Source organism: Candidatus Nomurabacteria bacterium (assembly GCA_023898565.1).
In the GTDB taxonomy this organism is placed as follows: domain Bacteria; phylum Patescibacteriota; class Minisyncoccia; order Phycocordibacterales; family UBA918; genus OLB19.
Window position 1 is genome coordinate 68,375 of sequence record CP060228.1, and the last position, 21,775, is coordinate 90,149.

25 protein-coding genes are annotated in these 21,775 nt (G+C 48.2%); 6 read left to right on the plus strand and 19 right to left on the minus strand.

All coding sequences use genetic code 11. The features are described from left to right. Nucleotides 1–32 precede the first annotated feature (32 nt). The gene (locus tag H6780_00345; GenBank protein ID USN88861.1) at nucleotides 33–467 is read left to right on the plus strand and encodes a hypothetical protein; all 435 of its coding nucleotides are present in this window, start codon (nucleotides 33–35) and stop codon (nucleotides 465–467) included. A 9-nt stretch (nucleotides 468–476) separates the two neighbouring features. Beyond that, nucleotides 477–1,346 carry an FAD:protein FMN transferase gene (locus tag H6780_00350; protein ID USN88862.1) on the plus strand — a complete coding sequence of 290 codons (870 nt, stop codon included), beginning with the start codon at nucleotides 477–479 and terminating at the stop codon, nucleotides 1,344–1,346. 37 nt (nucleotides 1,347–1,383) lie between these two features. On the opposite strand, the gene H6780_00355 is transcribed toward H6780_00350, so the two are convergent. The 10 genes from H6780_00355 to H6780_00400 all read right to left on the minus strand — a co-directional run bounded on the left by H6780_00355 (nucleotide 1,384) and on the right by H6780_00400 (nucleotide 10,771). Then, nucleotides 1,384–2,028, minus strand: a complete 645-nt coding sequence (locus H6780_00355; GenBank protein ID USN88863.1) for a hypothetical protein — start codon at nucleotides 2,026–2,028, stop codon at nucleotides 1,384–1,386. Between the two features lie 145 nt (nucleotides 2,029–2,173). Further along, on the minus strand, nucleotides 2,174–2,812 hold the full coding sequence (locus H6780_00360) for a V-type ATP synthase subunit D (GenBank protein ID USN88864.1): 639 nt from the start codon (nucleotides 2,810–2,812) through the stop codon (nucleotides 2,174–2,176). Nucleotides 2,813–2,825: 13 nt separating this feature from the next. Beyond that, nucleotides 2,826–4,208 carry a V-type ATP synthase subunit B gene (locus tag H6780_00365; protein USN88865.1) on the minus strand — a complete coding sequence of 461 codons (1,383 nt, stop codon included), beginning with the start codon at nucleotides 4,206–4,208 and terminating at the stop codon, nucleotides 2,826–2,828. A 10-nt stretch (nucleotides 4,209–4,218) separates the two neighbouring features. Then, complete coding sequence (locus H6780_00370; GenBank protein ID USN89250.1) at nucleotides 4,219–5,982, minus strand: V-type ATP synthase subunit A; 1,764 nt, start codon at nucleotides 5,980–5,982, stop codon at nucleotides 4,219–4,221. Nucleotides 5,983–6,058: 76 nt separating this feature from the next. After that, nucleotides 6,059–6,409 carry a hypothetical protein gene (locus H6780_00375; GenBank protein USN88866.1) on the minus strand — a complete coding sequence of 117 codons (351 nt, stop codon included), beginning with the start codon at nucleotides 6,407–6,409 and terminating at the stop codon, nucleotides 6,059–6,061. Continuing rightward, a complete protein-coding gene (locus H6780_00380) occupies nucleotides 6,396–7,379 on the minus strand; it encodes a V-type ATPase subunit (GenBank protein ID USN88867.1) in 984 nt (327 codons plus the stop codon). Before H6780_00380 ends, H6780_00375 begins: the two co-directional genes overlap by 14 nt. Before the next feature lie 8 nt (nucleotides 7,380–7,387). Then, nucleotides 7,388–7,957 (minus strand): hypothetical protein, encoded by a 570-nt coding sequence (locus H6780_00385; protein USN88868.1) that lies wholly within the window; start codon nucleotides 7,955–7,957, stop codon nucleotides 7,388–7,390. A 20-nt stretch (nucleotides 7,958–7,977) separates the two neighbouring features. Continuing rightward, complete coding sequence (locus H6780_00390) at nucleotides 7,978–8,460, minus strand: V-type ATP synthase subunit K (protein ID USN88869.1); 483 nt, start codon at nucleotides 8,458–8,460, stop codon at nucleotides 7,978–7,980. Nucleotides 8,461–8,513: 53 nt separating this feature from the next. After that, a complete protein-coding gene (locus tag H6780_00395; protein ID USN88870.1) occupies nucleotides 8,514–10,475 on the minus strand; it encodes a hypothetical protein in 1,962 nt (653 codons plus the stop codon). A gap of 17 nt (nucleotides 10,476–10,492) precedes the next feature. Next, entirely contained in the window at nucleotides 10,493–10,771 is a 279-nt protein-coding gene (locus H6780_00400) for a hypothetical protein (protein ID USN88871.1), read from the minus strand. A 67-nt stretch (nucleotides 10,772–10,838) separates the two neighbouring features. On the opposite strand from H6780_00400, the gene H6780_00405 reads away from it, so the two are divergent. Next, the gene (locus H6780_00405; GenBank protein USN88872.1) at nucleotides 10,839–11,078 is read left to right on the plus strand and encodes a hypothetical protein; all 240 of its coding nucleotides are present in this window, start codon (nucleotides 10,839–10,841) and stop codon (nucleotides 11,076–11,078) included. Here the strand turns inward: H6780_00405 and H6780_00410 are convergent, their stop codons facing one another. Continuing rightward, entirely contained in the window at nucleotides 11,079–11,435 is a 357-nt protein-coding gene (locus tag H6780_00410; GenBank protein USN88873.1) for a DUF393 domain-containing protein, read from the minus strand. On the opposite strand from H6780_00410, the gene H6780_00415 reads away from it, so the two are divergent. Then, nucleotides 11,434–12,321: a hypothetical protein gene (locus H6780_00415; GenBank protein ID USN88874.1), complete on the plus strand. Its 888-nt coding sequence runs from the start codon at nucleotides 11,434–11,436 to the stop codon at nucleotides 12,319–12,321. The two genes, H6780_00410 and H6780_00415, sit on opposite strands and share 2 nt — an antisense overlap. 36 nt (nucleotides 12,322–12,357) lie before the next feature. On the opposite strand, the gene H6780_00420 is transcribed toward H6780_00415, so the two are convergent. The 4 genes from H6780_00420 to H6780_00435 are packed head-to-tail and all read right to left on the minus strand — an operon-like array spanning nucleotide 12,358 to nucleotide 17,384. After that, the gene (locus H6780_00420; GenBank protein ID USN88875.1) at nucleotides 12,358–14,331 is read right to left on the minus strand and encodes a glycoside hydrolase family 15 protein; all 1,974 of its coding nucleotides are present in this window, start codon (nucleotides 14,329–14,331) and stop codon (nucleotides 12,358–12,360) included. A 5-nt stretch (nucleotides 14,332–14,336) separates the two neighbouring features. Continuing rightward, nucleotides 14,337–14,735, minus strand: a complete 399-nt coding sequence (locus H6780_00425) for a hypothetical protein (protein USN88876.1) — start codon at nucleotides 14,733–14,735, stop codon at nucleotides 14,337–14,339. A 24-nt stretch (nucleotides 14,736–14,759) separates the two neighbouring features. Next, nucleotides 14,760–16,157, minus strand: a complete 1,398-nt coding sequence (locus tag H6780_00430) for a polysaccharide deacetylase family protein (protein ID USN88877.1) — start codon at nucleotides 16,155–16,157, stop codon at nucleotides 14,760–14,762. 3 nt (nucleotides 16,158–16,160) lie between these two features. Then, nucleotides 16,161–17,384 carry a glycosyltransferase family 4 protein gene (locus H6780_00435; GenBank protein ID USN88878.1) on the minus strand — a complete coding sequence of 408 codons (1,224 nt, stop codon included), beginning with the start codon at nucleotides 17,382–17,384 and terminating at the stop codon, nucleotides 16,161–16,163. 164 nt (nucleotides 17,385–17,548) lie between these two features. Here H6780_00435 and rpmG point away from each other — a divergent pair, with 164 nt between their 5' ends. Further along, a complete protein-coding gene (gene rpmG / locus H6780_00440; GenBank protein USN88879.1) occupies nucleotides 17,549–17,728 on the plus strand; it encodes a 50S ribosomal protein L33 in 180 nt (59 codons plus the stop codon). Between the two features lie 132 nt (nucleotides 17,729–17,860). Here the strand turns inward: rpmG and H6780_00445 are convergent, their stop codons facing one another. From H6780_00445 to H6780_00460, 4 genes are all read right to left on the minus strand, one after another. Continuing rightward, the gene (locus H6780_00445; protein USN88880.1) at nucleotides 17,861–18,862 is read right to left on the minus strand and encodes a fructose-bisphosphate aldolase class I; all 1,002 of its coding nucleotides are present in this window, start codon (nucleotides 18,860–18,862) and stop codon (nucleotides 17,861–17,863) included. Between the two features lie 57 nt (nucleotides 18,863–18,919). Further along, complete coding sequence (locus H6780_00450) at nucleotides 18,920–19,684, minus strand: ABC transporter permease (protein ID USN88881.1); 765 nt, start codon at nucleotides 19,682–19,684, stop codon at nucleotides 18,920–18,922. 2 nt (nucleotides 19,685–19,686) lie between these two features. Then, nucleotides 19,687–20,433 (minus strand): ABC transporter ATP-binding protein, encoded by a 747-nt coding sequence (locus tag H6780_00455; protein ID USN88882.1) that lies wholly within the window; start codon nucleotides 20,431–20,433, stop codon nucleotides 19,687–19,689. A 74-nt stretch (nucleotides 20,434–20,507) separates the two neighbouring features. Continuing rightward, nucleotides 20,508–20,948 (minus strand): hypothetical protein, encoded by a 441-nt coding sequence (locus tag H6780_00460; protein USN88883.1) that lies wholly within the window; start codon nucleotides 20,946–20,948, stop codon nucleotides 20,508–20,510. A gap of 55 nt (nucleotides 20,949–21,003) precedes the next feature. Here H6780_00460 and H6780_00465 point away from each other — a divergent pair, with 55 nt between their 5' ends. Next, nucleotides 21,004–21,771, plus strand: coding sequence for a peptide chain release factor N(5)-glutamine methyltransferase (locus tag H6780_00465; GenBank protein ID USN88884.1), 768 nt, complete (start codon nucleotides 21,004–21,006; stop codon nucleotides 21,769–21,771). The last annotated feature ends 4 nt before the right edge of the window (nucleotides 21,772–21,775 follow it).

A 21,775-nucleotide genomic window follows, 5' to 3' on the forward strand; every position in this document is an offset into this window, starting at 1 on the left:
TTGTTAGTTTAATTTTTAAACCATTACCACGTATGTCGTACATTATTGGTATTATCGTCATAGCTGTTGTCGCGATTGGATTCACCCTTACGAGGAACGGTGATATACCACCGAGTCAAACAGAGGTTGCTACCTCCGAAACGGTCACCAGAGAAACGTCTGGCGATGCTGTTGCCACGATTACAGACGGCACACACAGCACATCAGTTACCTATTTCACACCAGCACGCAACGAGTATTTGCTGGACGTAACACTCATCACCGAAAACGGGATAATCACTGACGCGAACGTGGCATATAGCCAAGGAGCAGAAAAGGACCCGAATGCACAACGCTTTGAAGCGGCATACAAAGAGGTTGTTATTGGCCAATCAATTTCTGACCTTGAAGTATCACGCGTTGGCGGAGCCTCACTCACTAGCGCAGCCTTCAACGAAGCGCTTGCCAAGATTCGATCTGAAGCATAAAGTTAGCACATGACTCATGAATTCGAGGCGCTCGGCACCAAGTGGTGGATTACCATCTTTGGCGACGCTTCGAAGGAAACGCTCGAGGCGGCCTTTGGCCGCCTCGAGCGTTTTACACGTGAATACGAAATGCGCTACTCACGATTTCGTACTGACTCACTCATCAGCAAACTTAATACCCAACGGAAATTTGAAGCGCCAGATGAGGCATTCCGCACCCTTCTTGAGTTCGGCAAAGGCCTTTACCTACGCACAAACACCAACTTCAATCTTTTGACCGGAAACATTCTTGAAGCCCGCGGCTATAACGCTGACTACACATTCACACCATCCAACCCTGAACGAGAAACAGCCGGAAACCCTATAACCGACTTACAAATTACATTAGAAAAAATCACTCTCGCTCATGGGAAGGTTGACATTGGCGGATACGGCAAAGGATACTTGATTGATGAACTGGCAAGAATTCTTCAAGAAGAATTCTTGCTGCCCTACTTTTTAATCAATGGCGGCGGTGACATGTTCGTGAGTAGTAACTGTAATAAGCCAGTTGAAATCTATCTCGAACACCCGACTGCTCCAAAAAAGTATATCCACACCACCCTACTACACAACCAAGGCTTCGCAGCATCTAGTCCCTTTAAACGTATCTGGAAATCAGCCGACCAAACCTTCACACACATCATCACCAATCACACCGCACCAAAAGTTGCCTCGTTTGTGAAAGCTTCTTCAGCACGAGATGCCGACGCCTTTGCCACCACAGCTCTTCTCTTGCATGAAACTGAATTAGTAAAGCTTGCCCACGAGGAACACTTCAGTATTGCACGCTTCAATCCAGAAACAAGTCAGCTCTGGCAAACAACAAACTTTACGTAAAAAAAACTCAGGCTTTCGCCTGAGTTTTATTGAATGTTTATTTCATATCGGGAAGATGAATGGCTGCCCAAACATGATCACCGTCGGGTATCACCTCAGTACTGTGAAGCTGCAGCGACAAATTTTGCCCAGTACGCGTAACACCGAGCACAAATCGCCGGCCGTGTACAAGCACCGGCTTCATGAAAAAGATTACTTCTCGACCCAGCGGAAGCTTATCTCCATAGTGCAACACAACCGTGAACACGATGTCGAGAGAACACTCTGAAAGCTGATGCGACTGCAGACCGTTTCGAACCAGCGGAATCGTCGCAACCCCACCACACAGGTCTACCGTTTCCATTAAATACAACTGGGAGAAACATGCGGTACCATTCACCTCCCCCAGTTCAATGAGTTTAAATACTAAAGGGTCGAGAGGGGTGACACACCCTTCTGCAACCGCTCTCCTGAAAGCTGCCAAGTACTGCGCTGCAGCACTATAGACACCCGTAACTTCAACATCGAATCCGGTCATGTGATCATATCTGCCAACCACAGACTCTGCATGTCCGCTCATCGCTCTCGGATCTGCGATGGCGTAGCTGAGACCACGCAGCTGTGCAGGGGTTAGCACCAGTGTTCGAAGCATTGATTCAAACCCTCGAACAAATTGTGCGACAACATCATCATTTTTCAACATGACAATCTCCTTGTGACAAAAGTAGAAAGAACAATTTTTCGGCGATTCAATCGCACCAATCGCTACTATGTCATAGATTAGCAATATTGCAAAAGCGGCGCGGACCGAAGGTCCGCGCCGCTGTTTCTTTTGTAAAAATAGTTACCTATTCACCACTTTCCTCTTTCGCCATAATCATCGCTTTTACGCGCATGGTTGATACCACCGCGTCGCGATTGCGTTCATCGAGCTGCATCGTGATGAACTTAATCGTGTCATTGAGATTTGGAATACGCACGTTCTCGAGCGCTGACACGCGACGGCGCGTCTTTTCGATTTCCTGCGCTAGGTTTTCCGCTGTCTTCTCAAGCTCAGCGAGCTTCAGGATATCGACAATCACCGCATCAAATTTCACCATGGCATTGTCGAGATCACCAGTGGTTTCGAGCATGCCGTAGGCAAATGCAGAGCCGTGCTTCTCGATGGTAAACTCAGGAATCTTCACTGACATCACGCTGTTTACCCTCACGCCAAGATCAATCTTGGCGTTTGGCACCATGAAGGCAGTGTTGAGCGCAGCTGCAGAAGTCATACCACTCGCCCGAGCGTATGAATCAAACGCTGAGCCAAGACGCGCCTCAACCGACTCACGCTTCGCCTTTGCCTCATAGATAATCGCCATGAATTTCTTCACGAGACCATCGCGCTTATCTTTGAGTAGCTTATGTCCCTTCTTCGCAGTCTTGAGTTCCTTCTTGAGTGAAAGGAGCGCAATGCGAGTGGGGTTAACTTTTAATATAGCCATAATTCAGAAGAAATTATGCAGCTACCGTTGGCATCCATTTATCGATTTCAGCTGGCTTAACACGCTTCAGTGATGTGCGCGGCAGCATAGCAAGCAACTTCCAACCAATATCAAGTGATTCTTCTACCGAACGGTTTTCAAATTCTCCCTGACCAACGAACTCTCGTTCGAACGCATCAGCGAAGCGAAGGTGTGCCTTGTCGGTATCGTCGAGTGATGCTTCACCAAGCACCACCGCGAGCTCACGCACTTCACGACCTGTCGCATATGATGCGAAGAGCTGATCCTTGAGATTCTTGTGATCCTCACGAGTCTTCCCTTCACCTACACCAGCTGACCAGAGTCGAGACAGTGAACCTTGTACGTCCACCGGTGGAAATACACCCTTGCGGTAAAGTTCACGAGAAATCACGAACTGACCTTCAGTAATGTACCCCGTAAGGTCTGGCACTGGGTGAGTCTTGTCGTCGTCTGGCATCGTGAGAATTGGAATCTGGGTAATCGTACCCTTCTTGCCTTTTACGCGACCAGCGCGTTCATAAATAGTTGAGAGGTCAGTGTAGAGATATCCTGGATACCCACGACGTCCCGGCACTTCCTTACGCGCTGAAGACACTTCGCGAAGCGCTTCACAGTAGTTGGTAAGGTCAGTGAGAATTACAAGTACGTGCATTCCCTTTTCAAACGCCAAGTACTCAGCGGTAGTGAGGGCCATGCGCGGAGTTGATACACGCTCTACCACTGGGTCAGCCGCTGTGTTGATGAAGAGTACAGAACGCTCAAGCGCACCTGCCTCTTCGAATTCACGACGGAAGTATTCTGCTTCTTCAAATGACACACCGAGTGTCGCAAAAACAATCGCGAAGTCACTACCGTCCTTTACCGATGCTTGACGCGCAATCTGTGCTGCGAGGCGTGAGTGTGGAAGACCAGCACCCGAGAAAATCGGCAGCTTCTGTCCGCGCACGAGTGTGTTCATTACGTCGATTGAACCAATACCAGTCTGAATGAAGTCGTTTGGGAATTCACGTGAGAATGGATTGATTGGCTCGCCGGCAATGTCGCGACGTTGTTCTGGCACGAGTTCCGGACCACCATCAGCTACCTGACCAGCACCATTGAACACACGACCAAGCATGTCTTCTGACACACCAAGCTTGAGCGTTTCGCCACGGAAACGCGCACGCGTACCGTCGGCAGTCATACCACTCGTCGCATCAAACATCTGCACCACTGCCTTGTCCTTAGACACATCAAGCACCTTACCAAAGCGCGGCTTTGACTCTCCTGGTACGTTTACCTCAACAAGTTCTTCGTACTTAGCACCTTCAACTCCTTCTACCACCATTAGTGGTCCAGCAATTGAAGCAATGTCTGTATATTCTTTTTGACTCATGATACGAAACTTAGTTAGCTGCCAAGGCGCTCACTTCAGCGCGAACGGTATCCTGGAACTTCTGATAATCCTCCTTCTTCCACGTAAGCTGATCCTTAAGGGTAGCTACCTGTGCGTATGACGGAATGGCTGTGAAAGCTGCAAATTCAAACTCTGGCTGATTCACCACTTCCTGACCAGCGTCGAAGAATGTAATAATTGACTTAAGCATACCGTACTGACGTTCGAGTGGTGTGTAGGCATCATCCTTTGAGAAGGCATCCTGGAAGAGGAAGTCTTCACGAATCATGCGAGCCACTTCGAGGATAAGTCGGTCTCCGTTTGAAAGTGATTCCATACCTACGAGACGAACAATTTCGAGCAACTTTGATTCCTTTTCAAGAAGGGTCATGGCTGTCTTTCGCACATCCACAAAGTCTTCTGCCACTTCTTCCTTCCAGAACTTTTCGAAGTTTGGTGCGTAGAGTGAGTATGATACGAGCCAGTTGATTGATGGGAAGTGCTTCTTGTACGCCAAGTCTGAGTCGAGTGACCAGAACGTCTTGGTTACACGAAGTGTTGCCTGTGATACCGGCTCTGAAAGGTCTCCACCTGGAGGCGACACCGCACCAATCACCGTAAGTGACCCAGTACGTCCTTCGCTACCAAGCGTCTTTACGATACCGGCTCGTTCGTAGAACTCAGCAGTACGTGATGAAAGATACGCAGGATATCCTTCTTCACCTGGCATTTCTTCAAGACGACCAGAAATTTCACGCATCGCTTCTGCCCAACGTGAGGTTGAGTCTGCCATGAGCGCTACGTTGTAGCCCATGTCACGGTAGTACTCAGCAATGGTGATACCGGTATAGACCGACGCTTCACGCGCGGCTACTGGCATGTTTGACGTGTTCGCAATGAGAATGGTTCGCTTCATGAGCGGCTCGCCAGTATTTGGGTCGATGAGGTGCGGGAATTCTGAAAGCACTTCAGTCATCTCGTTACCACGCTCACCACAACCGATGTACACGATGATTTCCGCGTCACAGTACTTTGCAATACCCTGCTGCGTTACCGTCTTACCAGCACCAAATGGGCCAGGAATACACCCAGCTCCTCCCTTGGCAATTGGGAAGAAGGTGTCGATGGAACGTCCACCGGTACGAAGTGGCTGCGTTGGGAAGATCTTTGATGCCTTTGGGCGAGCCTGACGAATTGGCCAGTGCTGAAGCATTGCAATGCTTGCTATTGTTCCATCAGCGCGAGTGAGTGTAGCTACTTCTTCAGTCACGGTAAATTCACCGCTCTTGATAGACGCTACTACTCCACCCTCTCCTGGTGGCACCATGACTTTATGCACGATAAGTGAAGTCTCTTGCACTTCACCAAGCACATCACCTTCTACAACCGTCGCACCCTCCTTAACTACTGGAGTGAACTTCCACTTCTTACTGGTGTCGATTGCTTCCGCTTCGATACCTCGCTTAATGAAACAGTTTCCTGCTGCCGCTTCAATCTTGTGGAGCGGTCGCTGCACACCGTCATAAATAGATTCAAGAAGTCCTGGAGCAAGCGCTACTGACATCGTGCGACCAGTACGGTACACCACGTCACCTGGGCCAACACCCGCTGTTTCTTCATACACCTGAATCGCTGCCACGTCGCCATGGAGCTCGATGATTTCGCCGAGGAGCTTTTCCTCAGACACCTTTACCACCTCGTAGAGCTTCGCCTCCTTCATACCGTTGGCGCGCACGAGTGGTCCAGTCACACGGAGAATAACACCAGCCTTGATGTCACCTTGTGTGGTTGTTTCCTGTGATTTCGTCATGATGATTTTAATAAATACTAATAGTGAATGAATAAATGATTTAAATGATTGCTGATCCTACTGCCTGTTCGGCCAATCGACGGAGTCGCTCGATGGCGAAGCCGCTGCTTCCCTCTGGACCTGGTAACAACACTACTGCTGGCAATGCCCCCTCTACTACCTTGGCGTATTCGGCTTGATCAACCATAGTGACCAAATCTTCGATAATACACACAATGGCGTACTTCTTTTCTGATACCGGGTCGAGTGTTTGCTGTCTAATCTGCCGGAGCTGCTCAAGCGCTTCATCTGCAGTATTGGCTGCAAATGGTTCAACTCCCAAAGCTTTGAACCCAGACACCGTGTCGGCTGGGCCAACAATGGCAATTTTGTATTCGTTAGTTGTTGACATAAGCCATGCGGAGATTAGCGCGGATATCTTCAAGTGCAAGTCCGTTGTTTCGTCCAACCACAATTGCACGAACATTGGCCGCAGCCTGACGACACTTTAAGTAATAGAAGACGAGTGAAGCTGATGAGAACATGTCTGTACTCCCCTCCTTAGCGACTCGAAGCAGATAGTCGGCCGATGCCGCATCAATGCGTGTGAAGTTTCCTTCTTCAGCAAAGTAGGTAAGCGCATCCTTCCAGAAAGCCTCACCACCAAAGCGCGCGAAGATTGCCTCAACATCGGCCATGGTTTCGATTTGGTGCGCTCCAAACGTACCACCAGATACAAATGCTGGTTCGAGCTCAACCGACTCATTCTTGAGGCGACGGAGTCGACTCTTGAGATTATAGAGATCAATCAAGACACCGAGGTACTGCTTCATAAAAGCATCACCCGCATCTACAATCCGTGTACTCGTCTTAAAGTAGAGCTCGTCAAAAACAGCGTCCACTTTACTTAGTTCACCGGCTTCTACGAGCGCCGCTGCCGCAGCGAAGGCTTCTTGCCATCCTGCCTGCAATGATGAGAGCGAACGTTCGGCCACATGCTTATGCAGCTGCTCAGGCTCGTAGATACCGCGGCCTGAAAGGAACGGTGTACACTCCTCATACGAGAGCCCGGTCGCCAAACCTTTAGCAAAAGCACGAAGATTATGAATGTCATACTGCACCCACAACACGCGAAGCATATCGCCGTCAGGCGCAATACTGTGAATGAGCTTTTTTGCATCAATCAAAGTCTGCTCGATTGCGAGACCAAGGTCTTCGTTTGGTACACGAAGTACGTATGGCGCAAGGTACGTTTCCTTAAGCGCTGACTGCAAGTCGGCACCAGGCTCAGCCACCAGCAAACGCTCGATGTCTGTCTTTGAAAGGAGAAACTGCGCTAAGGCATTAACTCGACTGACACTGTAAATATAAGCGGTTTGCATGATTATAATTACGCCATTACTTTGCGAGTAATTTCCATCTCGACTTCAGCACGAACATCACTCATAAGACGTCCGAGTGTTACGTCGTACACGCCATCCTTAGCCATCACCACAAGTCCAGCTTGCAGTTTTGCATTTTCTACAATATCGCCAGCAAGTCCGGCCTCTTTAAGAATAGCTTCGGTTTCTGCTACGCGAGTAGCCGGCGCCTCAACTGACACTACCTCGACATCTTTACCAACAATCGCTGCAACTTGCTTAGCAAAGAATGCTGTATATGCAGCCGCGTCAAGAGCGAGAATTTCTGCTGTAACTTCAGCAAAGACCGCATCAACTTGCGTACGCTTTGCTTCCTGCACAGCAATCTTCCCAGCTTGTTTCGCTTTAGCGAGTGTCACCAACTCAAGATGCGCCTTGCGCTTGGCAAGTTCCGCTTCTTTAGTAGTAGTAAGCGCTGTTACCGCAGCGTCGGTCTCACGCTTGATCGCTTCAACCTTCGCTTCGCCAGCAGCTTGAATATCAGCTACTGTCGCAGCCGCTTCTTGTTTGATTTTTTCAACCAGCGTGTTTTCCGACATAGTGGATTTGTTACGAATAATTACCCGTTAATTGAGATGAGCAAGATGAAGCTGATGAGCACACCGAAGATAGCCCATGTTTCCACCATCGCGGCGAGAGTTACGGCGCGACCAGTGTTTGCTTCGTCCTTTGCAATAAGTGAAATACCTGCTGCCGCTACGATACCCTGGTAAATTCCTGAAAGAAGACCAGAAATAGCGATTGGAAGACCTGCGACGAGGTACTGAAGTCCTGTGCTTGTGTTGATAACGAGATCCGCACCACCACCAAGAACGCCTGAGAAGTTAAGAATAAGGAAGGCTCCTACGAGACCGTAAATACCCTGTGAACCAGGAAGTGCCTGCATAAGAAGCATCTTACCAAAGAGTGTTGGCTTCTCACCTACTACTCCAGCAGCTGCCTGACCAGCGTATCCCATACCCACTACTGAGCCGAGAAAGCCGAGAATCGCAGTAATCGCTGCGCCGATAAATACCAATACGATACCTGTTAATGTTTCCATAAAATTGTAATTACTTTAATTGTTGCTAATAAATAATCATTTATTCATTACGATCAATCATCATTAATCGTAACGTAATCTTCTGATCGAGCGAGAGGAGAGAAATCTTTACCAGTGCCGGCAATAAATTTACCGAAGAATTCCACAAATTGGAGACGAGCACTATGTACGAAGGCACCAAGTGTATTGATGGCGAGGGTAAACATATGCCCTACAAAGAGAATAATGGCTGAAAGGATGAATCCGATATACGGCACATCAATGAGCATGCTCGCGATAAGATTTACCGCAAACGCGAGCGCTGAAGTCGCTAGTCCAAGCGCAAGGAGACGTGAGTATGAAAGCACGTCTGAGAAATAACCAACGCCAGCGTAGAGACCAGCCGCCGCTGAGATAATTTTCCCGACAATACCATTTCCGTTACGGCCGCTTGAGAGCACAATCAGTGCGGCACCGAGGTAGCCAAGTTTTCCAATTACATCAACCGAAACCACATCTACCCAGCCAATTGCCGTAAGCACATAGAGAATACCGACACCAAAAGTAAAGAGCCACGGCCCCTGATCAAGCACACCATTCATCAACTGACCATTGCGTGCGTCGCTGTAGATCTTAAGAATCATACCTACCATCACCTGGAACACACCAAGAGAAAGCGCTAAGTAGAACACTGGAAGCGGGTTGCCAATCGGGTCAAATTTTTGCATCGCTTGCAGAGGTGCGGGAAGCTGATCAACCGCAATTCCAAAGTATCCACCAAAGAGTGCGCCCACAAGCACTGTCGCAAAACCAATATACAAAAGCAGCTTAGCAAATGAGCGAGTAGCTGCCTTTACCTTACAGAACAGCAAAATAAATGAAGACGCGATTACTAACGCCAGACCGTACCCTACGTCAGTCAGACACAAACCAAAGTACAGGAAGAAGAATCCTGCGAGGTAGGCGGTTGGATCTAGGTCTTTGTACCCAGGCATACCATAGAGACGAGTCACTGCTTCAAATGGCTGTACAAACTTGGAGTTAACCACATCAACTGGCGGCTCTTCACCTTCCTCAAGCGGTGCTTCTGCAATAACTGCGGCAAGCCCCTTCTCTTTGAAGGAAGCTTCAATCGTCGGACGACTTTCAGCCTTAAGCCAACCATCAAATACCACTGAGTATTTAGTCGCTACCGCCGAAGCGGTCACTGCAAAACGATCTCGCTGCCATGACAAAATTTCAGAAGCGATCTGCAGCTTCTTGTAGTGCGTAATCGCAAAGTGTTCTGCTTGGTCGTGCAAAAGTGCTAGTTCGCTCTTAACGGCCGCAAGCTGCTCAGCCACTGCGACCACTTCAATATCAGCTGTTTCTGTGCCGATTGGCAATGAGACCACTTCACCATCAACTGATTCAATCAGCTTCTTAGCTTCATTAATACTTACTTCGTCATTAGCTACCGTAAGCGCAGCGGTCTGCACTGACACTACCGTAACAACTGCAGACAAGCCAGACTCACTAAGCGCAGTAAGGAGCTCAGCTTCAATAGTATGCGCGTCGGTTGCCTGATGTCCTTTTATTAAAAAAGTCTGTGTTCGCTTAGTACTGAGCTCACTAAGCTTGATTGGAAGCGCGCTCCATTCCACCAACAAATCATGTTTAGCCTGCAACTCTTCAGACTTTTCAGTCACTTCAGCAAATTCCACCTGTAGCTTTTCTAGGTCATCTACCACAGAAGAAACTACATCAGTATCTTTAAGCTGCTTTGCTACATCAGCCTCGGTAAGCGAGGTTAGAGATCCTTCACGAAGCGTCTTCCAAAGACCGACTTCAGGCGCATATGGCGCAAGCCACTGAATAGCGTGCTGTACACGAGGCAAGAGTGCTGCATGCGGGAATGATAAATCAGCTGCAGCGGCATTCTCCAGCTTAGTTTCACGAAATTCCAGTGCACCAGCACGCTGCACTACATCAAGTGCGGCATCCACGTCATGTTCGTGGACCATCAAACGCACCTTTTGCATTGGAATAACTGCCATATCGAAATATTAAGAAATTAAAAACGTTCTTTTAGAATCTTCACAGCCTCTGCTTTTTTTGATGCAAACTGCTTTTCTACTGCAGCCACTTCGGTCGTAGCCGCTGCAGCAATCTTTTCTGCCGCCGCTTCAAGACTCTTTTGATGCGCCGCCATTTCGGCTTCAGCCTTAGCGGTAAGTGCAGCTTCAGCTTCTGCTACCGCAGTTTTGCGTGCAGCTTCAGCTTCTGCTACCGCAGCCGCTACGGTCTCTTTTGCTGTCTGGATTGCTTGCTCAGCTTCCTGCTCAGCAGTCATAACTTCATTAAACGCAGTCATAAAATAAAAAGCGATAAAACTTATATAAAGCAAACAGAGCACCTGTTTGCGAGGCTGCAAAACGTCTACCAAGGAGGTGGTCGAAACTCCGACCGGTCTTGCGACTGCATACTACTACTTTGTTTTATGCAGTCAAGCAAACGACCTTGATAACACGAGAAAAGTGACAGCTGTCAAACGTGACTCTGCTATACTAAAAGACATGCAATACGTTATCATGGCGATTCTAGGTTTTATCCTACTTGCAATCATCAACTCATACTTCGGCGGCAATCCGCTTGGCTAATCATGGGAGCCAAATGCGACTGCGGTTTCGAGCAATCAGACGATAAAACCATTCACCAAAGCGCTGCATAAACCTTGGGCGCGCTAACGGCACCAGTATCCATAGTATCGATGAGTGCCGTGCCACCTCTACCCCAGCTTGAAATGTCGTAAATGTTTCGCCTTTTTCATTTACCACCACCCACGAATCATACTTTTGCATAATTGCGTACATTCCACTGTCTGCTTGTGCTGGACCAGTGTGTGAAGTGTGCACTAAGAAATACCGCACTATGAGTTCTACACCTCGACGACAGAAGCCACAATTACCATCATAGTAAATGGCGACTTTTGGTTTTTGTGGTACTTTTTGAGACATGAAGATACCTAAGTATATCATTCTTGATAAAGCCGTTGGCGAAACGCCACTTTCTTGTACCGAAGCGTACCGTGCGACACGCCCTGAGCTTATTGGTGTGCCAATGGCATACGCCGGTCGCCTAGACCCGATGGCTTCGGGTAAGCTACTTGTACTCCTTGGTGACGAATGTAAAAACCAAACAAACTACCACGGACTCGATAAAGAGTATGAGTTTTCGGTGCTGTTTGGTATTGCGTCAGATACGCAGGATGTGTTGGGGCGACTCTCAACTTGTACCTTCGACAGCACTGACAATCAATCATCGGACTGTGTAGGACTCGGGCTAGCGCCCCGGAGCGCACAGGATGAGGATTCGATTGTCAGTGCACTACAAAAAGAAATTGCAACTCTGATTGGCCCCATCGAACTCCCCTACCCACACTTCTCAGCCAAAACCGTCCAAGGCAAACCACTGCATATGTGGACCTTAGAAGGCCGACTTAATGAAATCACTATTCCAACCCAAGCTTCTGAAATCTACGAACTGGAACTGGTCGGCACCGAAACCAAAACGCGCGAAGTGGTGGCTGCGGAAGCGCGAGCAAAAATCGATACCATCCCCCCAGTGACCGACCTACGCAAAGCACTTGGCAATGATTTTAGGCGCGTTGATGTACGAAAGGACTGGGCCGAAATTGCCTCTGGCAATTTCGGCCCAGTCCCCCTCCCTGATTCATACCTTATCGCCCATTTACGCTGCATTGCGTCTTCGGGCACCTACATGCGTTCACTCGCCGAGCTCATCGGAGAAAAACTCGGCAGCTGCAGTCTCGCCTGGCGCATTCACCGTACCAAAATCGGCACGTTTGATACCACCACTAAAAACTGGACCACGCAGCACTAAAGCGGGCGGACCCAAAGGGTCCGCCGCTTTTAGTACCTACTTCTCTTTCAGCTCCCCGGCTTTTTCCAAGTACGCCTGAACCGCCAATACAAACTCCGCATGACTCCACACCAAAGGCGCAGTTGAGAGTTGCTCACGCGTATCCGGATGCATCTGCTCAGCCAACACTCCGCCAGCTGTTGCATGTGAAGCAGTCCACTCCAAGAGCTCCAAGACTGGCTTCAAATCCTTTAATTTTTCCGCTTTCAAAATATGATACCGTGCCACCCACAGGGTCGTAATTACCCACGGGTTTGGTGATGCTGCCTCACGCATGCGATAGTACTGATCACCTTCGTAGCGCACATACCCCTTACTGTTTCCCGACACTGCCAAACAAGACTCTACCGCCTGCATCATACGCGTAATCTTCTCGTCCTCAACATCAAACACTCGAAACACCAATAAGCCGTACAGACTACTTGTGTCGACTGTTTTATCAAAAACAAGCTCGCTATCCGCAGTGTGCACCACATGCTTCACAAAAATTCCTCGCTCTTCATCAAACAACACTTTTTCAATCGCGCTACGCATACGCTGTGCTACTGCTTGATATGTGCGTGACGGCTCGTCTTTCCCGAGTAAGTTGGCAAACTTTGCCGCCGCCATCAGACCACCATAAACTGACGCCGCAGTGTAGGTTGATGTTCCGTACTTTTCTTCCCACAAATCAAAAGATGCTTGCGGCAAACCAGTCAAGGACTCGGTGTACTGACACATGAATTCAGCCGCTGGCTCGATAAAGCGATTGTACATTGATTCTACAAACTCGATATCTCGGTATCGCTCGTAGTGTTCCCACAGCGTAAACACGATTGTTGCCGTCTCGTCTTCCTGAATCGGTAAGCGAGGCTCACCATTTATAATCCATGGATGCCACGAACTACCAAGCACCCCATCAGATCGATACTTGTGCATCAGATAACCGCTCGGATCAAGTCGATCGGCCACAAACTCAAAGAAACGAGTCGACACATCACGATACCCTGCTTTCCCCAACGCCTCGGCGATAAACGCAGCATCACGCGGCCATACGTAACTGTAGGTATCGCGACCATGATGCAACATATCAGTATCACTCGACGCAATAATGCCACCACGATTATCCGTATGCACACGCATGACCATGAGCGAACGTTTGTATAGAGTTTGCAGTTCTTCGGAAAGCAGCGAAAGATCGGTCCTCTCCTTCTCAAGCCAGGCGTGCCAATACGCGTCAGTCGACGCGATGAGTCGGTCAGCACCCTCGCTTAATACCAGCTCATCCAGCACATGTGCCTCAGCAATTGATGGCGCGCACACAATCCAGTAATACGCATCATTTGAAGCATGCCCCGCCACTGAAAAAGCAAGACCAATCACCGAATCAACCGAGCCGTGCTCAATCGGATTTCGCTCCAACACTCCATCGACGGCATCAAAGTAGGTACCTTCCTTGCCCTCAATGCCAAATAAGCCAATGTTGTACTCTTGGAACGGCTGACCACCACTCATAGCATTTACCAAAATAGTCGTGTCTCCCTTGTAGTGGACAATGGCATTCACCCGCGGATCAAAAAAGCCAGTGTCGCCGCGCCGCGATTCAAAGATACGAAATTGCTGCGAAATAAACAGCTTGATAGTGCGCGTTTCTTTCCGGTGGTTATGAATGGTGAAGTGACGCAGAAAAACATCGTGCTCATTATGCACCGCATCACGACTTGATATTGAAATACCGAGAGATTCATTTTCAGCAAAGAGCGAACCAATGCAAGTCTCGGCCTCAAAGCCAGCCGTCACTTTCCAATCGGAGTCATCAAGCCAGGAAATTCGATCATCGACATACACGCCAATGCGGTGCACATAATTACCGCTCGCACCACTAACATGATTGGCTTCACCAACATATGGGTAGTACAAATCACGCACCTGACCTTTCGTATCAAGTCCGACCAACACTTTTCCATTACCAATAGTGACCGCGCGAGCCATACTAATTACACAGCGTAGAATTTAAGATGCTTCACCACTGCAGTCTTGGCAGACTTTTTTGTCTTTGCCTTGCCGAGGTCCTTGGCACAATCAGCATCACAGAGCACTTGCTCAACCCAAATTGCAAAGTCGTTTTGCACTGGGCCAGCATGAAAACCGTAGACCTCCTTTTCCATTGCATCAAGCGCATCACGGAGTGCAATGAGACTATTTAAAACTTGACCGTCACTAACCCAGAATGAGCGCTCATTATCGGCATATACTAATTCTTTCTTAGACTGTTTTGCAGTCTTTTTGGGCACAGTCTTTTTTGCTGCCACCTTTTTCTTTGGCGCCGACTTAGTGACTGACTTCTTCACAGCCTCTTTTTTTGACGCTGCTTTAGTTGTCTTTTTTGTTGTCATGTACATTAAGAACTTATCTCCAAACTAGGAGAGATTATTAAGAAACGGAAGTTTGCTGCGAAGTTTGCTCCACCAGTGTCCAAGGAGTGAACCAAGTGTAGGCTCACTAACCTCACGCACCGCTATTGGAGCTGACTCTTCAACAAGTAGCTCTGGCCGTAAAGTTACCTCTTCCCGTTCGACAGATACCGCTTGTTTTAGCTTCTCCTTTGCTTCACGTTTCGCCACCACATGGCTTACCCTTAATTGTAAATCACTGAGCGCGTTCATAAAAGCAATATACGCATCATATGGGGATTTGTACGGACTGAAGTACGCATGCACGTCGCCGTCATTCGCCCACTTGGTGCACATATAATAAAAGTGATCTGACGTTTGGAGTTTGCGCCAGGTTTCAATGATTTTTTTATCCTTGGTCCTCATCACTGCATCTTCCATGCCATAGGTGGCAGCAATTGCATCTCGTTGGATATCATTACCGTTCCACGCAGTAAGGTCGCGATCAGTGTCTGCCCAAGTCAACACATCTGGTACATCATATTCACCGGCTGCATCATATGCTTCGACCGTCTCAGTTGCCGTTTTGAAGCTTGTATCAGGGTGCCGCATGACCATTTCTGGCATGGCACGTAAGAAATCAAATATACCCGTATCTTCCCATTGATGTTCACCGAAGCTTTCGTAGTCCATGAACAGATTGACGGTTTGCCCGTCACCATGGTGCGCATGAATCCAGTTAGCGTACGTATCGGCTGAAAGCGGCCAGCTTTCCCAAGCCTTATTTCCAAATCGAAACGCAATATCATCGGAGAGTTTATAATTCTTAAGAAGCACCTTAATCTTGGAACAACCCGCTGGACGGTAGAGATAATTCGGACTACGCCACCCGAGGTACTTATCCCATCCCTCAGCCATAATGCCCAAGTAGCCATTGTCTTCGCACCACTTTGCTAAATCGTTGCGGTACGACAATTCAGTGTTGCGAAACACGCGTGGTTTTACACCAAAGAGCTGCTTGATGCGCTTCTCATGCTGTTTCACTTGTCGTTCAAACTCTGGCACTGAATAGAAAAATGCCAGTGAGTGATGATAGGTGTCAGCCAAAATTTCCACTCGGCCAGTTGCCACCAGCTCTTGGAAAGACTCCAGCACGTCTGGTGCATACGCTTCAAATTGATCTAGAGCCGTACCTGAAAAAGAGAGATTAAAACGAAACTCAGGATGTCGATCTAAAAGCTCTTTAAGCACTTTATTGGTCGGTCGATACGACTTGTTTGCTACCTTTTCAACAATGAAGCGATTGTCGAGGTCGGTGCCGCTTTCGTCATTAAAATATTCGGCGTCATTACCGATGTCAAAAACACGATATTTCTTTACTCGAAATGGTTGATGAACGTGAAAATAGGGACAAACAGTAAGCATAGACTATGGTGTTACGTATTGTACCAGATGGCGATACATGTCTCGAATTTTATCTGCCGCCTTCTTCCATGAGATATCGCGCAACTGCCACTTACCTTCTTTAACCAACTGCTGACGCATCACTGGATATCGCAAGCCAGCTAATATCTTATTCGCAAGCTCATCGATATCCCAAAAATCCACCTTAAGCGCATGCGTAAGCACCTCAGCCACGCCAGACTGCTTGGAAATAATAGCAGGCGTACCGTGCTGAATAGCTTCAAGTGGCACCAGACCAAACGGCTCTGAAACAGACGGCATCACGATAAGGTCGGCACTTTGGTACATACGGTCACGTTCTTCATCCCAGAGCGGCCCGGCAAAGCGAACGTGTTTAGAAAGACCAAGTGCGCCGACCTGATTGATAATTTGATTGGTCATGTCACCCCAACCAGAAATCACAAAGATGACGTTCGGATCAACATCTACTACGCGTCTTGCCGCTTCCACAAACTTGTCGACGCCTTTTTGAATACTAATGCGCCCGTGATACAAAACCACTTTCTTGCCCTGTGCTTTAAGCTCTTTGAGTGTTGGCTCGAGCCGAGGGGGCTCATGTGAATCACAGCCATTATGCACCACCTCTACCTTAGCGGCAGGTACGTGATGTTTCTTGACCACAATCTCCTTAGTGTAGCCACTCACGGTCACTACTTTATCCGCCGCTGCAAATGCTTCGTATTCAATTTGGTAAATCGATGGATCAACATTGTTGCCAGCTGCTTGATCAAACGATGTTGCATGTACGTGGAGTACGAGTGGCTTCCCGCTTGCTTTCTTGGCAGCCACGCCGGCTAAATACGAGGTCCAGTCATGAGCATGGATCACATCAAACTCCTCTTCGCGTGCAATGATTGAGGCTTGGTGTGCAAATCGATGCGCTTCCTCAAGAATAGTGCGCGACTTGTAGATTGGCTTACCATGCTTATCATAGCCAACAATCACTTGTACCATGCTGTCGGCTTGGTGATACGGAAGCAGCGAGACATCAGCATGACGTACTTTCACCAGACGTTCCTGATCAGCAAATAAAAAACGCGCGTCACCACGCGTGTCTTGTGTCTTAGGGAGCACGAAAATAACTTCTACACCGCTTTGTAGAAGTTCTCGAGTTAGACCGTAACAGGCGACTCCGAGGCCCCCGTTCTTGGCCGGCGGAAATTCCCAACCAAAGGTAAGTACTCTCATGGCTAATGCACGCTATGCCTACTGCACCACTTAGCTATAGCTGACCCCATAGTACCACGCCCGCTTTTTAATCGCCGACTTTGGGAGGTGTATAAACTGTTGACTAGCAACTGTTTGTTTAACAGATTGACCTTTTTCGACTCTTCTGCTAAAATCTCGCCACTATGTCACAGGATTTGTTAGTAAAACTCGTATCTCAAGGCGACGAAAAAGGCGTTGGGAAAGGTCACGTGTACTACACTCGCTTCAATAATAAAAACAAGAAGGACCCGAGCAAGAAGTACGAAACAGTAAAGTTCAACCCGGTTGCCAAAAAGCACACCGTCTACAAGCAGAAGAAGTAAACATGAGCCCGCAAGGGCTTTTTGTTTACCTTGTTCTACATCAACCACGTAATCCTGCGGCCAATTCCAGATTAAGCACTTGTAGTAACTGATAAAAAGGGCCAGCACCTTTCAGGTGCTGGCCCTTTTCTCCTACAATCTACCTAAACTTGCTTCGCTATTTCGCTTACACACATCTCGTAAAACATCCATCGCTTTCTGTTCATTTTCCCGCTTTCCATCCCAGGCGCGAAGCATCGGCTCTTCGATTGCGCGAGAGAATGAAAACGTAATTGGCCATGGCTGCTCACCAAGCTTAGCGATAGCATTGAGATTATCAGTCGAACGCTCCGGCGACTGACCGCCTGAAAGAAACACAATACCAGCAACATCATGTGGCACACTCATATGAAAAGTGCGAAGTGTCGCAGTAGCTACTTCTTCGGGGCTAGTCTGCTCAGAATATGCATCTCCCGCCAGAACCATAGATGACTTAAGAATAAGCCCAGCCATATCCACTTTATATTCCATAAGTGTCTGGAAGAGGATTTGCAGCGTGCGCGTTGTAACCATTTCTGCCTTTTCGAGCGAATGATCACCAGCATGGATCACCTCAGGTTCTACAATTGGTACAATTCCCGCCTCCTGCGCCATTTGTGCATAGCGTGCGAGCATGACGGCATTCATTTTAATTGATGCGTCAGTAGGAGTTTCATCTTCATCGATCGAAATCACCGCTCGCCATTTTGCAAAGCGCGCACCCATATCGTAGTACTCAGCAAAACGCTGGTCGAGGTCATCCAGCCCTTGAGTAACCACCTCGCCTTTAAAGCCTTGTAAATCCTTCACCCCAAGATCTACCTTAATACCAGGAATAATACCACGGGCGGTGAGCACATCGGCAAACGGAATACCATCACGCGTGGAGTTACGTAATGATGAGTCGTACATAATGACACCTGAGAGATACTTCTCGATGTCTGGCGCGGTGAATAATAATTCGCGGAAAATTTGTCGGTTTTCTGGTTCGTTCGGCAAGTGCACCATATCTAGACGCTTGCCCGCTGTTCCATCGCTTTCATCAGCTGCCAAAATCCCCTTACCTGGCTCCATGAGCGCTGCTGCAATCTCATATAATTTAGTGTTCTTTTTCATACTATATAAAGTGTAACAAAGGGCGGCCCCAAAGGGGCCGCCCTTCTGTGGGCAACTCTACGACCGAATCTTCCAACCGTTTTTAAAGAGAGTCACAACCAGAATAGCCAGCGCCACCACCAACCCGATAATCACGACCAAACCTGTTCCTGTATCCGCTTCGCTGTACCCTATCATGCTGCTTCTAATGCCGTCTGCGAAATAGAAGAATGGATTAAAATGCGTAATCGTTGCAGCCAAAGGCGGCAAAAAAGTCACCGAGTAAAAGATGCCACCTAAGTACGTTAGCGGTGTAATGACAAAAGTATTTAGAATTTGCAACTGCTCAAAACTCTCCGCCCAGAGTGCAACCAAAATACCCAGCATCGCAAAAATTGCCGCAATCATGACCACATACAAAACAAAACCGAGCGGATTAACGAGCGAAACTGCTCCGTAGATTACTCCAACTGCCAAAATAAGGAACGCCACCATAATAGACCGAACTACCGCACTACCGACCAAGCCAATGAGCATTTCCAAATATGAAAAGGGTGCAATCAACATTTCCTCAATGCCACGCGTAAAGCGCATAAAGTAGAGGGACGATGACGCACTCGCAAACGACGCATTGATGAGTGAAAGCATTAGCACACCCGGAAACACGAAGCTGATATACGGCACACCAGCAAAATCTTCAATCTTTGTTCCGATTACGGTACCAAAAATAAAAAGATACAACGCAGCTGACACCACCGGCGCAATCAGTGTCTGCGTCACCACCCGGAAGGTACGACGCACCTCCCGCTCAAACATTGTACATAGACCAATCCAGTTCACCATACTTACACTTTTTTAGTTTCGCGAGTAATTTCTAAGTACCGCTCTTCGATACTCTTGCCGTCTTTCATAAATTCCTCCTTTGTCCCTTCAGCCACAATCTTGCCGTGATTAATAATCGCAATTTCATTGCAAAGATACTGGATCTCTTCCAAATAGTGGGAGGTGAGAATGATTGTCTTTCCAGCCTCATTTAGTTCTTTGAGATACCGCCACAGGTCGTGCCGCTGCTCGACATCTACACCAGCAGTTGGCTCATCGAGAATGAGTAAATCTGGCGTATGCACCAAGGCGCGCCCAAGCATGGCACGACGCTTAAGTCCACCTGACAGTTTCTGGAACTTCATATTTTGGTGTTTTTCCAAGTCGAATTGCGTAATGAGTTCGTCAATACGAGCACTGCGCACCTCTCGCGGGATGCCATAGTATCCCCCCATATAACTCATGAGCTGGCGCGGCGTCGCGAAAATATCAACATTAAACTCCTGTGGCGAAAGACCAACCTTGGTGCGTGCCTTCTTGTAGTCTTCGACCACATCGATGCCGTCAATCAATATTTGCCCGGAAGTCGGCTGTGCAATCCCAGTGATACAATGAATTGTTGTACTCTTACCTGCACCGTTTGGCCCAAGCAAACCAAAAAAGCTTCCTTTCTTGATCGACAGCGAAATATGCTCGACCGCGCAAGTAGCGTCTTTCCCTCTACCGTAAATCTTTACTAAATTCTTAATTTCCAACATTGGTGTATTCATAAGTTTCCTTAGTATACCAAAGACAAAGAAAAAAGCCGGCGCGCTAGCGCGCCGGCTTTTGGCCACTCAAGGAATCAAGCTCCTGGCGACACCTCGATGTCCGGGTCAAAATTGTCAGTCGCCGTAAGACACGCCTGCAACTGACTCTTATCTGCTTCACATTCGGCGGACTCATCCTGCAACTGACTCATGAGCTCCATCACAAGACAAAGCAAGATGTGCTTACCTGGTTTTTCTGCCGGTATAGCCTCACCTTTCAGCCACATCTTGATTGCACCAGGCATGCCAATACACTCTTCAAGATCTTCGATTCGATCGTCTGACACCGTGACTACCTGTGACAGCTGATCTCTGAAAACCCACGAATCAATTGAAGATTGTTCGCAAAGCCACCGACTGACCGCATCGAGAAACTTCACCCGCAGAGCGAGCGAGTTAATACGATATTCAAGAAATAACAACTTCTGAACTCGAAAGCTTCCTGTTTGAAAATCAGACTCAGAGACGGTATCCATCTCGCTCTCCTAAAATAGTTGACTTTAAATACTCCGTATTGGATAGTACTGATATATGGCTCAAAGTCAAGAAATTGAATGGTTGCTGAGGGAGAAATATAGCGGCGAAAAAAGCGAAGCTTTTTTCGCCGACTGCAAACGTCTGTCGCTCGGCGAACCACTCGCCTACCTGATCGGCTGGGCGCCGTTTCTTGACACGAAAATGTACCTCGATACTAAGCCACTCATCCCCCGCCCTGAGACTGAGTTTTGGGTGGCTGAAGCGATTAAAGTTATCAAGAACAGTGCCACTCTACCGCTTGGACTCGTCGAGACTAAACCGCTCAAAATCCTCGATCTCTGTGCGGGCAGCGGCTGCATTGGCGTAGCGGTGGCAAAAGCTTTGCCAGAGTGCCTGGTTGACTTTGCCGAGCTCGATAGTAAACACCTCTTTACTATCGAGAAAAATATTAAAGAGAACAACATCGAGCAGAAACGCACACGCGCAATCCACTCCAACCTATTTTCAAACACTCCAGGAAGTTACGATTTTATTTTTAGTAACCCGCCCTACATTGACGAAACACTACATCGTACCGACCGTGGAGTCCGCGAACACGAACCATACGTTGCGCTCTTTGGTGGCATTGATGGTCTGGAGATTATTGCCCAACTCATTACCGACGCCCCCGCCCACCTTCAGCCCGGCGGTCAACTCTGGATTGAACATGAGCCAGAACAGTCTGAAGCAATTGCCAAACAAGCAGCCAAGCATCACTTCACCGCCACAACCCACAAAGACCAGTACGGCGTCGAACGCTACTCTATTCTAGTGCTACAATAAACCC